Below are 14,865 nucleotides of genomic sequence, written 5' to 3'. Positions count from 1 at the left end.
TTATCCTTTAAGCGTATCCATTTCATCTACATGAACTGTCGTACGATTACGATATAAAGCAATTAAAATGGCGAGTCCTACCGCCGCCTCCGCTGCTGCTACGGCCATCGTAAACAGAGAGAAAATTTGCCCTGTTAAATTTGGGAACAAACCTAATTTACTAAACGCTACTAAATTTAAATTGGCTGCGTTAAGCATTAATTCAATACAAACTAATACAATCACTGTATTTCGCTTCGTTAAAGCTCCAAATAAACCGATGCAAAATAAAATAATCGCAAGCGTTAAATATGCAGAAGCAGGAACGCTACTCATTGGAATCCTCCTCTTTCTCATCCTTCTTCGCAAGAATAATTGCGCCAACAAGTGCTACAAGTAAAATAACTGAGGTGAGCTCAAATGGAATAATATATTTTGAATAGAGAAGTGTACCGATTTGAAGTGTGTTTTTTTCATGGAGAGGTAAACTTCCTTGTGTGCTTTCATTTGCAAAATCAATATTGTTAACAGCGAAATACATAACTGCCCCAAATGCTACAACCGCAAAGAAGATAATCCATTTTCGAAGAGTAAGACGAGATTCATTTTCTGCATTATGTTTCGTTAACATAATGCCAAAAATCATAATAATGGTGATCGCACCCGAGTAAAGTAAGATTTGTGCAACCCCGATAAATTCAGCTGATAAAAGAAAGTACAAACCTGCAATGCTGAGAAATGTCAGAACGAGAGCTAGCATCATATGCATGACTTTCGTTAAATTCAACATAAGAACGCCGCCGATAATTGCAGACAAGGATAGTATAAAGAATGCTATAAACTCGCCATTCATGCTTTATTCTCCTTCCTGACGTTTTCGTCGTTCTCATCAAGCCACTGCAAATTTTTAAATAAGTCATCCCGTGAATATTCCGCGAGTTCAAAGTTATTTGTCATAACAATCGCCTCTGTCGGACAAACTTCTGTACATAAATCACAAAGAATACAAATTTCAAAATTAATATCGTACGTGTCGATAATTTTTCCTTTTTTCGTAGGATCCGGATGTTTTTTCCCCGTTAACTGAATACAGTCTGTCGGACAAATATTGGAGCACTGGTTACAAACGATACACTTTTCTGGATAAAACTTTTGAATCCCTCGAAAACGATCTGGCAATGGCAACGGTTGATTCGGATAATCATACGTCACTTTCTTCTTACTCAAATTGCTTAATGTATATTTTAATCCTTTAAATAGCCCTTTCATCTCTTACTGGCACCCCCTTCATAGATTAGAAGAATAACTCCTTAATCAATGCCGTTAAGAAAATATTTGCAAGTGCAATTGGCAATAATACTTTCCAGCCAAACTCCATTAACTGATCACCTCTTATACGTGGAAACGTAACGCGGAACCAAATTAATAGAAAAACTACACTGCTAAACTTTAAAGCAAACCATACGGCACCTGGGATAAATCCAAGGAACATAACTGGATTCCATCCGCCTAAAAAGAGCACTGTAATTAAAGATGCCATCCCGAAGAAATATACGTACTCTGAAAGCATAAAGAATGCCCAGCGAAACCCTGAGTATTCCGTATGATATCCAGAAACAAGCTCCGACTCAGCTTCTGGTAAATCAAACGGCGTCCTATTTAACTCTGCTACTGCTGCGATTAAAAATACGATGAAACCGATTGGTTGCACGAAAATGTACCAAACATTCTCCTGCGCTGCTACGATTTCATTTAAATTTAAACTACCAGCTAACAAAACGATCCCAATTACACTCATTACGAGCGGAATTTCATAAGAAATCATTTGCGCCGCTGCACGCATCCCTCCTAAAAGGGAATATTTATTATTCGATGCCCATCCTCCGGTTACGACACCAATCGTCGTAATGCCAGAAACAGCAATGTAATACAGTAAGCCTACGCCAATATCCGCGAACTGAAATTTATCAGTAAATGGGATAACTGCAAGCACCATAAATGCTGGTGCGAACGCAATGACAGGTGCTAATATAAACAACGGTTTATCTGCCGCCTTCGGAATACTATCTTCTTTCAATAATAGTTTTAAAACATCGGCTACCGTTTGCAACAGACCAAACCGGCCCCCGACTTGGTTTGGCCCAATCCGCCCTTGCATAAAACCCATCACTTTCCGTTCTGCCAAAATACCATATGTAACGAAGCCAAGGACTGCAAATAATAGGAGCACCGCTAATCCGAAAAAAATGAAGAAATTCGTCCAGCTAGAAGGTGATTGTAAGAGCGTTTCAATCATTAGCCATCAACCTCCCCAAGTACAATATCCACTCCACCTAAAATCGTAATTAAATTGGCGATGTTTTCACCTTTCAATAACTTCGGTAAAATTTGCAAATTGTAAAAAGACGGCCTGCGAAACTTCAAGCGGTACGGCTCTTTCTTTCCGTCACTAGCAATATAGCAACCAATCTCTCCTCGCGGCGACTCTATACGGACGAATGCTTCCCCTTTAGGAGCCTTAATAATTTTCGGTACTTTCGCAAGTACTGCTCCTTCTTTCGGGAACTGCTGGACTGCTTGCTCGACAATTTTTAACGACTCCTCAATTTCCTTCATGCGGCAAACGTAGCGATCCCAAGCATCCCCCACGCTCCCAACAGGAATATCGAAATCAAAACGGTCGTAAATGGAGTACGGTTCATCCTTGCGAAGATCCCAGTTTACTCCGGTGCACCGCAAATTCGCTCCGCTTAAAGAATACGAAATCGCTTCCTCCGCGCTATATATACCAACGCCTTTTACACGATTTAAGAAAATCTCATTGCCGCTAACAAGATCATGATACCCTGCCAATTGTTCTCTCATATACGGAACAAATTCTTCCACTTTTTCAATCCAACCATCCGGTGCATCCCACTTTACACCGCCGACTCTCATATAGTTAAAAGTGAGCCGGGCACCGCATAATTCGTTTAATAAATTTATAATCATCTCTCGTTCACGAAACGCGTACAAAAACGGGCTAACCGCTCCTATATCAAGAAGATTTGTCCCCCACCAAACGAGGTGGCTCGCAATCCTTCCAAGCTCCATTGCAAGTACTCGCAAGTATTCGGCACGCTCCGGGATTTCAAGCCCCATCATCGTCTCTACAGCATGGCAAATGACGTAATTATTCGTCATAGCCGATAAATAATCCATCCGATCTGTATAAGGGATAATTTGCGTATACTGTAAGCTCTCTGCAATCTTTTCGGTCCCGCGATGCAAATATCCAATAACCGGTGTAGCTTCTTTAATAATTTCCCCGTCAATTTTAATAACGAGCCTGAACACACCGTGCGTACTCGGATGCTGAGGACCTACATTCAAAAGCATTTCTTCCGTACGGATCATTTAGCTACACCTCCACATCATACGGTTCATAATCTTTCCTAAGCGGGTGCCCTACCCAATCATCAGGCATTAAAATACGTGATAAATTCGGATGCCCCTTAAATACGATACCAAGCAAATCATACGCTTCCCGCTCTGGCCAATCTGCCCCTTTCCAAAGCGCTGTCACCGATTCCACTTGCGGTGCTTCCCTATCCAACTTCACCTTCACCGCTACTGACTGTTTCTTTCCATATGAAAATAAATGAACATACACTTCCATATGTGTCATAAAATCCGTCGCATGTAGCTCTGACATATAATCAAATGCAAGTCCCTCATGGAATCGCAGTAACTCCATTACTTCATAATATTTTGAGGGCTCCACTACAAGAGTTGGTACATCTTTGGAAAGTTTATTAATGTAGCAATCTACTAAAGCATCCTCTCCTACTTTTCCCTTAATAACTTCAACATACTGATTTAAATACGGTTGATTCACAGATGGCTCTTCCTGCTTCGTCTCTTCTTCCTTCTTACCTTCAGCACCCTTCATCTTCGCCCTTACAGCCGCTGCCGCTTTTGCCTTCGCTGCTGCAATTGCCTTCGCCTTTTCATCCCCCGAATCCCCATCACCTTGCGATGCTTTCTGCTTCGCTAACGCCACTGCTTTTGCTTTCGCGGCGGCGACTGCCTTCGCTTTCGCCTTGGCCTTTTCTTCTTCCGTCACTTCTTCTGTTCCTTCTCTTTTTTGTTTCGCTAACGCCGCTGCTTTTGCTTTTGCCTTTTCTTCTTCTGTTCCTTCTTCTGTTCCTTCTTCTGTTCCTTCTCTTTTTTGTTTCGCTAACGCCGCCGCTTTTGCTTTTGCCTTTTCTTCTTCCGTCACTTCTTCTGTTCCTTCTCTTTTTTGTTTCGCTAACGCCGCTGCTTTTGCTTTTGCAGCCGCTGCTGCCTTCGCCTTTGCTTTTGCCTTTTCCTCTTCCGTCACTTCTTCTGTTCCTTCTCTTTTTTGCTTTGCTAACGCCGCTGCTTTCGCTTTTGAGGCTGCTGCTGCCTTCGTCTTCGCTTTGGCCTTTTCCTCTTCCGTTACTTCTTCTATTCCTTCTCTTTTCTGTTTCGCTAACGCCGCTGCTTTTACTTTTGCCGCCGCGGCTGCACGTCGTTTTGCTTCTTCTATAGTCATATCGTCATTTTTTGGTAGCGCTTTCTCTTTTTCGCGATTTTCTTCCTCAAGTTTACTTATTTCCACACCATGTTTCGCAACAAGACGCTTTCTCGCCTCTTCTTTCGCACGCCTAGCCGCTTCTCTTTTTAAATCCTCTAAGTCTTTGTTAGGATCACTCATTTATTCGTCACCTGCTTTCCAGTCTTTGCTTCGTAACGAATTTTTTCTTTTAATTTATTAATTCCATAAATTAAAGCTGCAGGATTTGGTGGGCAACCAGGGATATACACGTCAACTGGCACAATTTGATCTACACCTTTCACAACAGCGTACGAATTTACATATGGACCACCTGCTGTCGCACAAGATCCCATTGCAATAACCCATTTCGGTTCAGGCATTTGGTCATATAAGCGCCGAACAATAGGAGCCATCTTCTTCGTTACCGTTCCCGACACAATCATAACGTCCGATTGCCTTGGTGAAGTCCGAAAAAATGACCCAAATCGATCTAAATCATAATGTGATGAACCTACTCCCATCATTTCAATTGCACAGCATGCCAGTCCGAATGTCATCGGCCATAAAGAATTACTTCTCGCCCATCCTTTCAACTGTTCCAATGTAGAAAAAAAGATATTTCGTTCTAATTCTGCTCGCTCATTTGGATGTAATTCCTCAAAATTTATAACCATTGTAACACCTTCTTTTTCCAAGCATACGCTAATCCAACTAGCAACATTACAACAAAGATGAGCATTTCAATCAGTGCAAATAAACCGAGGTTGTCATATGCAACAGCCCATGGATATAAAAATAAAGTTTCTACATCAAAGATGACAAACAATAAAGCAAAAATATAATAACGAGCATGAAACCGAATATTCGCATCATGAAAAGGCTCAATCCCGCTCTCATACGTCGTCGCTTTCGCTGCACTTGGTTTATTTGGGCGCAGCATCCTTCCTAATGTAAGAGCCACTACCGGCAGCAATATACCTAATAGCAAGAAAATCAAAACGATCATATAACTATTTTCATATACACTTGCCATTGTGAAACCCTCCCCCCTAAATTAAGAACAAGTTCACTTAGTAAACAATATGTCCTAGTTGCAGTAATTATTATTTTTAAATTTTTCTAAATAATGAAACTATTTTAATCATTATAGCAAACTTCAAATTCCTATGTCGATATGTTGGGGACAGAAACGAGAATTATTAAAATCTGTTTTTATAACTTGCTATACTTGCGCAAAATAAGTATATAGGTTATATATGTTTTTTAAGAAACTATAAAAAATACAAAAGAGGAATTTATATGTATATACCGTGGGTGAGATAGATGAAAAAACAAACACATGTAAGTATTCTTATAAGCATTACATTGCTATCTATAGTAATTCATTACGTGGCAATGCCTTTTCTATATGAATACTCATTTCCTTTTCAAATATTAATTGGAATGAGTACTTTATTCATTGATATTATCGCTTGTAGTTATATACTTTATTTTTCAAATATGAAAGAAGGGTTACCTCGTTTATTTTGGACGATATTATGCGTTGGAACTCTCTCTTATTTCATCGGGGATATCGTCGTTGCCTATCAACGTTTAATTTTAAAGGACTACTATACATTCGTTGATCCGTCCGACTTTTTTTATTTACTTTTTTTAATTAGCTTTGCATTTGCCTTTCTATATGAAATCATTTATAACCGAGATTTATTAGAAAAGCTTTTTATGATATGTGATATTTGTATTATTGTTACAGCACAATTCACTTTAAGTTACTACTTACTTATTGAAAGAACCATTCACATTTCTTCAACATCCTATATCGACATATTTGTTCAACTTACTTATCCAATGACCGATTTACTCTTTTTCCTCATAGGAATTAATCTGTTATTCAAGCCTTTATCTTTATTATCCAAAAAGGTTGGCGCACTTCTTGGCAGTGCTTTACTTTTATATGCTACTACAGATGCGATTTATGCTTATATCAAATACTTCATACCCGAGTATTCTATGTTTACAGTTACTCCTCTTTATCAAGTAACTTTAGTACTAGTAGCAATCGCATGTATTATCCATACAAAAGAACCTGAAAAACAAGAACAAGTGCTATTAACACCTAAATTTGGGGAAGCGATCAGATTATCATTACCTTATATTTCTGTCGTAATGCTTATTGTTTTCATATTAGTCGAATATGTTTTCGCGCCTATTGTAGTAATTGGGCTTATGATAACTTTCTCCTTCGTTCTCATACGCCATAGTTTAGTTCGAAAACAAAATAAAATATTATTATTAGCCCAAATGCAATTCAACTCAGAACTCGAAAAACAAATTGAACTGCGTACAGAAGATTTAGTAGAACAAAAAAATGAACTGTATCATAACCAACAAATGTTTAAATCTTTATACGAGCATCATCCAGATCCAATCTTCACATTAGATTTATACGGTAATTTTCTTAACGTGAATAACGCTGGTACGACTTTACTCGGTTATCAAACGAATGAATTATTAAATCAGCCTTACTATTCACTTACGTATGAAGAAGATTTGGAAGAAATCATTAATGCCTTTCATCGCGTAAAAAAGGGGAAATCTATTTCTTTAGAAATACGGGCATATCATAAAAATAGAGATATTTACTACTTGCATGTGACAGCTGTTCCTATCTTTTTAAAGGATCATATTTCCGGAGTTTATTTAATGATTAAAGATATTACGGAAAGCAAACAACAACAAGAACAAATTAATTTTTTAGCATATCATGATACACTAACAGAGCTTGCAAATCGACGTGCATTTCATCAATATGTAGAACAAGCAATTGCGCGATCCAAAATATCAAAAATGCCTTTTGCTGTTATGTTTCTTGACCTAGATCGCTTTAAAGTTATTAACGATACCCTCGGTCATAGGGTAGGAGACCTTCTATTAATTGCAGTAGCAAAAAGACTCGAAAGTATAGCGACACCAAATATGAAGCTTGCCCGATTAGCTGGAGATGAGTTCACAATCCTTATCGAAAATTATAAAAAGAGGCCAGACGTAAAAAAAATAGCTGATACAATTGTAGCAGCCATGAACGAACCATTCGAAATTGAAAATCAACATTTACAAATCTCACCGAGCATCGGGATTGCAATATATCCTGAAGCAGGTGAAGATCCGTTATCAATTTTACAACATGCTGATATGGCCATGTACGAAGCAAAAAATAAAGGAAAAAATGGTAGCTCTCTGTACACGAAAGAATTGTATAAAAAAACGGAACGAAAAGCCCGAATTGAAAAAGATTTACCACTCGCTTTAGTAAACGAAGAATTTTATCTCGTCTATCAACCACAAATTGATATTACGACGAAAAAGATTATTGGTGCTGAAGCATTACTACGCTGGAAACACCCACTCCTTGGTGACATTCCGCCATGTGAGTTCATTCCAATTGTAGAGGAGACTCCTCAAGTCATTCCACTTGGTCATTGGGTATTAAATGAATCTTGTCGTCAGCTAAAAATATGGCATACTTTTGGCTACAAAGATTTAAAAATAAGTGTTAACTTATCAGCTAAAGAGTTCCAGCAAAATAATTTAATCGAGAACATTTTACAAATAATAACAGACGTTAAAGTCGATCCAAAAGATGTAACACTTGAATTAACAGAACGAATTGCAATGATCGATGAAAAGGAAACGTTATCCAAGCTAAAACAATTAAAGGAATATGGTATTCAAACGTCCATTGATGACTTCGGCACCGGCTATTCTTCTCTCGCTTATTTATCTATTTTCCCTATCGATACATTAAAAGTACCGAGAGAATTTACACAACTAGCTGATCATCGACCTGAAGAGAGAGCCATCGTGTCCACTATCCTTTCCCTTGCAAATACGTTAAACCTATCTGTCGTTGCTGAAGGAATTGAAACAGAAAAACAACTTAAGTTTCTACAAAAGAACAACTGTAAATATATGCAAGGTTACTATTTCAGTAAACCACTTACTAGTCATCAATTTATAAAATTTCTACAAAAAACACCTAGTATGAACCAATAACTCATACTAGGTGTTTTTATCATGCTATTTGCGGACTACAAAGCTATTCATCGACGCAGAGTGTCCGACTCACTTTATAATGTCGGAATTTTTTTTTCGTAATATTCCTCTGCAATCTCTTCATAAAAAGCTGCTGACGTCGTATAAAAATATGGAATTAGCCATAAGAATCCAATCCCGAGTGTAATACAACTTAATATAAACCAACCAATAAAACTCAAACATAAAATGAAATACTCCATCTTATGTCCATCCATCATACGACGGCTTTCTGTAATCGCTTGATTTATAGAATACTCCGGGTGATCATTTATAATAAAGTACGTCATCGCATAAGAAAATGATTTAATAATGCCTGGGATAATGAACAGTAACGTCCATAAGAAAAGATAAAAATTTACTAATAAATATAATAAAAATGACTTTAAAAATCTCTTTCCCTCTGAAAACCAAATGAACACATTACCGATACTAGCTTGCTTTTCACGAAGGATATTTAAAGCAAGATAATATCCACCTAAAGTTAAAGGCCCAGTAACAAAAAATGTAAGGATATTTATTGAAATTGAATTTTTCGTTTCTTTCCAATCAAAAATTGAAGAAAATCCCCACTCAATACTAAAACTAAAAATCATGATTAGAATTGAAATAAGTAATGTCGCCCCGACAGCTAATCCCCATTTCCCTTCTAATGAATCTAATGCTTCTCCTTTTAAATCACCAATCATACGTAACCTCCTATACACAATAACTCTATTAGTATAGCATGTTCCTACTACAATTCATCTTTTGAAATATAGCGGTAAAAATGCGCTGTCGTTGTACTCACGTACGGACTAAGCCATAGAAAACCTATTCCAAGTGTAAAAATCGCTAAAATAGCCCACCCTATAAAGCTTAGCCATAAAAGAAATAGATCTAATTTATGCCCCTTCATCAGATTCTTACTTTCTTTCATTGCTTGCGAAACACTGTATTCCGGTTTTTCAACCATCACATAATATGTCATCGAATATGAAAAATACAAAATAGCCATTACAATAAACGAAATAGCTAATAAAATAAAGAAAACAATTATAAATGATGAATTTGCATTCTCATCAAGAAAACCTAATAGCCCAAATACAATCGTTCCTAACATCGGAACCCATGTACCTGTATATAACAAAATTGCAAGCATAGCCCACATTGTTTTCATCATTCTTTTAAAGCCACGAAATCCTTCAAATAAATAATCCACTCTAGCATCTTCTCGTTTGCTTATTTGTAGAAACAAATTCGTATGACCATATGTGGTAATGCCATAAGCCGCATAACTTAAAATTATCATAAGGCAGTAAAAAACCCCAAACGTAATAGCAGCTCCAATTGCCATTGTTTCTTCTTCAATTGAACCAGTTAAAATAGATGCTAAAATAAATATTATAACTCCTGGAATTAATACTATAAGCATTACAGCCATTGAAACGACGTAACTTACAATATGATATAAAATCGTTGATCCAACACCTAGTCCCCATTTTCCTTTTAAAGAGTGCAATGCTTCTCGCTTCATTTCACCGATCATTTATTCATCCCCTTTATAAATTGTTGTACATTCTCTACTTATACGAGCACCAATATAATTATACCATTTTTGTAAAATTATCCATTAACTACATAAAAAAAATCCGTAAAGGCTTTGCCTTTACGGATTTTTTTATTTCATATCGGAAACGTTTAAACGGTTCACAGCGCGTTGTAATGCCATTTCTGCACGTTTAAAGTCAACATGTGCTTGTTTATCTTGCAGACGTTGCTCAGCACGACGCTTCGCTTCATTTGCACGATGGATATCGATATGGTTTGCTTCTTCAGCAGATGATGATAATACAGTTACTTTATCTGGACGAACTTCGATAAAGCCACCACTTACCGCTACATAATCAGTGTGTCCACCATTTTTCAGACGAACTGCACTAATTTTTAATGGTGCAACAGTTGGAATGTGACCTGGTAAAATCCCCATTTCCCCACTCTCTGCTTTTACACTTACCATTTCTACTTCTTTTTCGTAAACCGGTCCATCAGGAGTTACAATACTGACTGGAAATGTCTTCATACTTCGTCCCTCCTAAGGCCTTACGCCATCATTTTCTTCGCGTTTTCAATAACTTCTTCAATGCCACCAACTAAGCGGAATGCATCTTCTGGAAGGTCATCATATTTTCCTTCTAGAATTTCTTTGAAACCACGAACTGTGTCTTTTACAGGTACGTAAGAACCTTTTTGACCTGTAAACTGCTCCGCTACGTGGAAGTTTTGAGATAAGAAGAATTGAATACGACGAGCACGATGTACAACTAACTTATCTTCTTCAGATAACTCATCCATACCTAAGATAGCAATGATATCTTGAAGCTCTTTGTAACGTTGTAAAGTTTGCTGTACTTGACGAGCCACTTCATAATGCTCTTCTCCTACGATTTCTGGAGAAAGTGCACGAGATGTAGATGCTAATGGATCTACGGCTGGGTAAATACCCATTTGTGTTAAACGACGCTCTAAGTTTGTTGTTGCATCTAAGTGAGCGAACGTTGTAGCTGGTGCTGGGTCAGTATAGTCATCGGCTGGTACATATACCGCTTGGATAGACGTGATAGACCCTTTATTTGTAGATGTAATACGCTCTTGTAATTGCCCCATTTCTGTTGCAAGTGTTGGTTGGTAACCTACCGCAGATGGCATACGGCCAAGAAGGGCAGATACTTCAGAACCTGCTTGCGTGAAACGGAAGATATTATCGATGAACAGAAGTACGTCTTGTCCTTGCTCATCACGGAAATATTCAGCCATTGTTAAGCCTGTTAATGCAACACGTTGACGTGCTCCAGGTGGCTCGTTCATTTGTCCGAATACCATCGCAGTTTTCTTAATTACGCCAGAATCGCTCATTTCGTGGTATAAGTCATTACCCTCACGAGTACGCTCACCTACACCAGCGAATACAGAGATACCACCGTGCTCTTGTGCGATGTTGTTGATTAACTCCTGAATTAATACTGTTTTACCTACACCGGCACCACCGAATAGGCCGATCTTACCACCCTTAATGTAAGGAGCAAGTAAGTCTACTACTTTAATACCAGTTTCAAGAATTTCTACTTTAGTAGATAATTCTTCGAATGCAGGTGCTTGACGGTGAATTGGATCACGGCGTACATCCGCAGGAACCTCACCATCTAAGTCAATAGCATCACCTAATACGTTAAATACGCGACCAAGTGTTGCATCACCAACTGGTACAGAGATTGCTTTACCAGTATCTTCTACTTCTGTGCCACGAACAAGTCCATCTGTGGAAGACATCGCAACTGTACGAACTGTATCATCACCTAAATGAAGTGCAACTTCAAATGTTAAGTTAAGTTCACCGTTTTCGTTGCTCTGTTTTACCGTAAGGGCGTTGTAGATTTCTGGTAGCTTTCCGCCATCAAACTTAACGTCTACAACCGGACCCATGATTTGCGTAACGCGCCCTTTATTCATCGGGTTCCCTCCTAGCTTTCTTTTAATTAGCTAACTTTCTACGAGCAGCTAGCTTTTCATTTTTTATTAGTTTATAGCTTACGCGACTCTTTTGACAGAGCCGCCTACGCTTTTTATTACTATTCTAACGCTGCTGCTCCACCAACGATTTCCGTAATTTCTTGCGTAATCGCTGCCTGACGCGCACGGTTGAATGAAAGTGTAAGTGAATCGATAACTTCCATTGCGTTGTCTGTAGCACTCTTCATTGCTGTCATACGCGCTGCGTGCTCACTTGCTTTACCGTCTAGTAATGCACCGTACACTAAGCTTTCTGCGTATTGTGGCAATAGTACTTTTAAAATTTCTTCTTCAGAAGGTTCGAATTCATAAGCTGTCGTCGGTTTATCAGACGCCACATCAGTAAGCGGTAAAATTTTATTTTCCGTTACTTCTTGTGAAATTTTACTTACGTAATGGTTGTAGTAAATATACAGCTCATCATAAGCACCATCTGCGAACATCGCAATTGCTCGAGAAGCAAGGTCTTTAATATCAGTAAATGATGGGTGATCAGATAATCCAACTACTTCATCAATGATGTTAAAGCCGCGACGTTTTAAATAATCACGTCCTAGTCGTCCAAGCACAATAATTGAATATTGGTTTGAATCCATATTATGACGTTCACGAATTACGTTACTTACTGTACGTAATACGTTACTGTTATAACCACCTGCTAGTCCGCGATCAGATGTAATAACGATGTATCCTGTACGCTTTACAGGACGCGCATTTAGCATTGGATGATTAATTCCTTTACTTCCTTGCGCAATGCTCGCTACTACTTCTTGAATCTTTTCCATATACGGAACGAAAGATTTAGCATTTTGCTCTGCACGGTTTAACTTAGATGCAGATACCATCTCCATCGCTTTCGTAATTTGACTCGTTTTCTTTGTCGAGTTAATCTTCGCTTTTATATCGCGTAAAGATGCCACAGGTTTTCACCACCTTTTTTCCGGAAGTTGGCACGATTAGTAAGAATCCTCTTCCTAATCTACGTTGCAAGATATTCTTGCTCATGATTGAAGGAAAAGAATAGGTGCACCTACTCTTTTCCTTTACATAACCGTCAGCAATCTCAGAAATTGAGATGCCTTTATATATTATCTAGCTCCAGCGGCTTCCGCTTTTATTAATCTAGTTCCGCCTCTTAGCCGATGGGGCTAAACAGTCGGCTTCACTTTTTATTATTCAGAAGCTACGAATACTTTTTTAAATCCGTTAATTGCTGCTGCAAATTTGTCGTCATCCGCAAGTTTCTTAGTTGTGCGGATTTCTTCTAATAAGTCAGTCGCATTAGAATCTAACCAAGCATGGAATTCTTCTTCGAAACGAGTGATATCTACTACTGGGATATCATCTAGGAATCCACGTGTTAAAGCGTAAAGAATGATAACTTGTTTCTCTACACGTAACGGTTTGTGTAATCCTTGTTTTAATACCTCAACAGTACGAGCACCACGGTTTAGTTTCGCTTGAGTTGCTTTATCTAGGTCAGAACCGAACTGAGCGAACGCTTCTAACTCACGGTAAGATGCAAGGTCAAGACGAAGTGTACCTGATACTTTACTCATTGCTTTAATCTGAGCAGATCCACCTACACGAGATACAGAAGTACCCGCATCGATCGCTGGACGTACGCCAGAGAAGAATAGGTCAGATTGTAAGAAGATTTGTCCATCCGTAATTGAGATTACGTTTGTTGGGATGTAAGCTGATACGTCCCCTGCTTGTGTTTCGATGAAAGGTAGTGCAGTTAAAGAACCGCCGCCTTTTGCATCACTTAATTTTGCTGCACGCTCTAATAAGCGAGAATGTAAGTAGAATACATCCCCTGGGTAAGCTTCGCGACCTGGAGGACGACGTAATAGTAATGACAGCTCACGGTAAGCTGCTGCTTGTTTTGATAAGTCATCATATACTACTAATACGTGTTTACCATTGTACATGAACTCTTCACCCATTGTTACACCAGCGTAAGGAGCTAAGTATAATAATGGAGCTGGTTGAGAAGCAGATGCAGTTACAACGATTGTGTACTCTAATGCACCATGCTTACGTAGTGTTTCTACTACGTTACGTACAGTTGATTCTTTTTGTCCGATAGCTACGTAAATACAAATCATATCTTCATCTTTTTGGTTAATGATTGTATCTAGTGCAACTGCTGTTTTACCTGTTTGACGGTCACCGATGATTAACTCACGTTGACCACGGCCAATTGGTACAAGAGCGTCAATCGCTTTAATACCTGTTTGAAGTGGCTCATGAACAGATTTACGATCCATTACACCTGGTGCTGGACTTTCGATTGGACGAGTGTTTGTTGTATTGATTGGGCCTAAACCATCAACTGGTTGACCTAATGGGTTTACAACACGACCAATTAGTTCTTTTCCTACTGGTACTTGCATGATGCGACCAGTACGACGAACTTCGTCACCTTCACGGATTTCTGTGTAAGGTCCTAAAATGATAATACCTACGTTGTTTTCCTCTAAATTTTGTGCTAGTCCCATAACGCCGTTAGAGAACTCTACAAGTTCACCAGCCATAACGTTATCAAGACCATGAGCACGCGCGATACCGTCACCAACTTGGATAACTGTACCAACATCACTAACTTCGATTTCAGACTGATAGTTCTCGATTTGTTGCTTTATCAGTGCGCTAATTTCTTCAGCTCTGATGCTCATGTG

15 protein-coding genes are annotated in these 14,865 nt (G+C 38.6%); 1 reads left to right on the top strand and 14 read right to left on the bottom strand.

Annotated features, from left to right (window positions below):
• Genes nuoK through nuoA form a run of 8 tightly spaced genes read right to left on the bottom strand, consistent with a single transcriptional unit; the run spans nt 1 to nt 5,573 of the window.
• Nucleotides 1–315, bottom strand: coding sequence for an NADH-quinone oxidoreductase subunit NuoK (nuoK, locus tag QCI47_RS01005; protein ID WP_000100078.1), 315 nt, complete (start codon nt 313–315; stop codon nt 1–3).
• A complete protein-coding gene (locus QCI47_RS01000; protein WP_001012803.1) occupies nt 308–832 on the bottom strand; it encodes an NADH-quinone oxidoreductase subunit J in 525 nt (174 codons plus the stop codon). Before QCI47_RS01000 ends, nuoK begins: the two co-directional genes overlap by 8 nt.
• A complete protein-coding gene (nuoI, locus tag QCI47_RS00995; RefSeq protein ID WP_000677191.1) occupies nt 829–1,248 on the bottom strand; it encodes an NADH-quinone oxidoreductase subunit NuoI in 420 nt (139 codons plus the stop codon). Before nuoI ends, QCI47_RS01000 begins: the two co-directional genes overlap by 4 nt.
• Before the next feature lie 25 nt (nt 1,249–1,273).
• Entirely contained in the window at nt 1,274–2,275 is a 1,002-nt protein-coding gene (gene nuoH, locus QCI47_RS00990; RefSeq protein ID WP_000573429.1) for an NADH-quinone oxidoreductase subunit NuoH, read from the bottom strand.
• Complete coding sequence (nuoD, locus tag QCI47_RS00985) at nt 2,275–3,375, bottom strand: NADH-quinone oxidoreductase subunit NuoD (protein ID WP_000621432.1); 1,101 nt, start codon at nt 3,373–3,375, stop codon at nt 2,275–2,277. The genes nuoH and nuoD overlap by 1 nt, the downstream gene beginning before the upstream one ends.
• A 4-nt stretch (nt 3,376–3,379) precedes the next feature.
• Nucleotides 3,380–4,699, bottom strand: coding sequence for an NADH-quinone oxidoreductase subunit C (locus tag QCI47_RS00980; RefSeq protein ID WP_353811669.1), 1,320 nt, complete (start codon nt 4,697–4,699; stop codon nt 3,380–3,382).
• Complete coding sequence (nuoB, locus tag QCI47_RS00975) at nt 4,696–5,214, bottom strand: NADH-quinone oxidoreductase subunit NuoB (RefSeq protein ID WP_000236331.1); 519 nt, start codon at nt 5,212–5,214, stop codon at nt 4,696–4,698. The genes QCI47_RS00980 and nuoB overlap by 4 nt, the downstream gene beginning before the upstream one ends.
• The gene (gene nuoA, locus QCI47_RS00970) at nt 5,205–5,573 is read right to left on the bottom strand and encodes an NADH-quinone oxidoreductase subunit NuoA (RefSeq protein WP_000179275.1); all 369 of its coding nucleotides are present in this window, start codon (nt 5,571–5,573) and stop codon (nt 5,205–5,207) included. The genes nuoB and nuoA overlap by 10 nt, the downstream gene beginning before the upstream one ends.
• A 290-nt stretch (nt 5,574–5,863) precedes the next feature.
• Here nuoA and QCI47_RS00965 point away from each other — a divergent pair, with 290 nt between their 5' ends.
• A complete protein-coding gene (locus QCI47_RS00965; protein ID WP_000744988.1) occupies nt 5,864–8,593 on the top strand; it encodes a putative bifunctional diguanylate cyclase/phosphodiesterase in 2,730 nt (909 codons plus the stop codon).
• A 74-nt stretch (nt 8,594–8,667) separates the two neighbouring features.
• Here the strand turns inward: QCI47_RS00965 and QCI47_RS00960 are convergent, their stop codons facing one another.
• From QCI47_RS00960 to atpA, 6 genes are all read right to left on the bottom strand, one after another.
• Nucleotides 8,668–9,321: a DUF975 family protein gene (locus QCI47_RS00960; RefSeq protein ID WP_000578699.1), complete on the bottom strand. Its 654-nt coding sequence runs from the start codon at nt 9,319–9,321 to the stop codon at nt 8,668–8,670.
• 47 nt (nt 9,322–9,368) lie between these two features.
• On the bottom strand, nt 9,369–10,160 hold the full coding sequence (locus QCI47_RS00955) for a DUF975 family protein (RefSeq protein ID WP_242231433.1): 792 nt from the start codon (nt 10,158–10,160) through the stop codon (nt 9,369–9,371).
• A gap of 132 nt (nt 10,161–10,292) precedes the next feature.
• Nucleotides 10,293–10,694 (bottom strand): F0F1 ATP synthase subunit epsilon, encoded by a 402-nt coding sequence (gene atpC / locus QCI47_RS00950; protein WP_000847211.1) that lies wholly within the window; start codon nt 10,692–10,694, stop codon nt 10,293–10,295.
• 20 nt (nt 10,695–10,714) lie between these two features.
• On the bottom strand, nt 10,715–12,121 hold the full coding sequence (atpD, locus tag QCI47_RS00945) for a F0F1 ATP synthase subunit beta (protein ID WP_001032591.1): 1,407 nt from the start codon (nt 12,119–12,121) through the stop codon (nt 10,715–10,717).
• A 119-nt stretch (nt 12,122–12,240) separates the two neighbouring features.
• The gene (gene atpG, locus QCI47_RS00940; RefSeq protein ID WP_000157696.1) at nt 12,241–13,101 is read right to left on the bottom strand and encodes a F0F1 ATP synthase subunit gamma; all 861 of its coding nucleotides are present in this window, start codon (nt 13,099–13,101) and stop codon (nt 12,241–12,243) included.
• Nucleotides 13,102–13,353: 252 nt separating this feature from the next.
• Complete coding sequence (atpA, locus tag QCI47_RS00935) at nt 13,354–14,862, bottom strand: F0F1 ATP synthase subunit alpha (protein WP_000027518.1); 1,509 nt, start codon at nt 14,860–14,862, stop codon at nt 13,354–13,356.
• Nucleotides 14,863–14,865 lie beyond the last annotated feature (3 nt).

The sequence above is a fragment of the Bacillus cereus group sp. RP29 genome (assembly GCF_040459765.1).
GTDB classification, from domain to species: domain Bacteria; phylum Bacillota; class Bacilli; order Bacillales; family Bacillaceae_G; genus Bacillus_A; species Bacillus_A paranthracis.
This window is presented reverse-complemented; position numbering and strand designations above follow the sequence as displayed.

What these genes read in the sequence shown, in the direction of transcription:
- atpA (WP_000027518.1), bottom strand. Translation starts at nt 14,862, where the DNA reads ATGAGCATCAGAGCTGAAGAAATTAGCGCACTGATAAAGCAACAAATC.
- nuoD (WP_000621432.1), bottom strand. Translation starts at nt 3,375, where the DNA reads ATGATCCGTACGGAAGAAATGCTTTTGAATGTAGGTCCTCAGCATCCG.
- QCI47_RS00980 (WP_353811669.1), bottom strand. Translation starts at nt 4,699, where the DNA reads ATGAGTGATCCTAACAAAGACTTAGAGGATTTAAAAAGAGAAGCGGCT.
- nuoB (WP_000236331.1), bottom strand. Translation starts at nt 5,214, where the DNA reads ATGGTTATAAATTTTGAGGAATTACATCCAAATGAGCGAGCAGAATTA.
- atpC (WP_000847211.1), bottom strand. Translation starts at nt 10,694, where the DNA reads ATGAAGACATTTCCAGTCAGTATTGTAACTCCTGATGGACCGGTTTAC.
- QCI47_RS00955 (WP_242231433.1), bottom strand. Translation starts at nt 10,160, where the DNA reads ATGATCGGTGAAATGAAGCGAGAAGCATTGCACTCTTTAAAAGGAAAA.
- QCI47_RS00960 (WP_000578699.1), bottom strand. Translation starts at nt 9,321, where the DNA reads ATGATTGGTGATTTAAAAGGAGAAGCATTAGATTCATTAGAAGGGAAA.
- nuoA (WP_000179275.1), bottom strand. Translation starts at nt 5,573, where the DNA reads ATGGCAAGTGTATATGAAAATAGTTATATGATCGTTTTGATTTTCTTG.
- QCI47_RS00965 (WP_000744988.1), top strand. Translation starts at nt 5,864, where the DNA reads ATGAAAAAACAAACACATGTAAGTATTCTTATAAGCATTACATTGCTA.
- nuoH (WP_000573429.1), bottom strand. Translation starts at nt 2,275, where the DNA reads ATGATTGAAACGCTCTTACAATCACCTTCTAGCTGGACGAATTTCTTC.
- atpD (WP_001032591.1), bottom strand. Translation starts at nt 12,121, where the DNA reads ATGAATAAAGGGCGCGTTACGCAAATCATGGGTCCGGTTGTAGACGTT.
- nuoI (WP_000677191.1), bottom strand. Translation starts at nt 1,248, where the DNA reads ATGAAAGGGCTATTTAAAGGATTAAAATATACATTAAGCAATTTGAGT.
- nuoK (WP_000100078.1), bottom strand. Translation starts at nt 315, where the DNA reads ATGAGTAGCGTTCCTGCTTCTGCATATTTAACGCTTGCGATTATTTTA.
- QCI47_RS01000 (WP_001012803.1), bottom strand. Translation starts at nt 832, where the DNA reads ATGAATGGCGAGTTTATAGCATTCTTTATACTATCCTTGTCTGCAATT.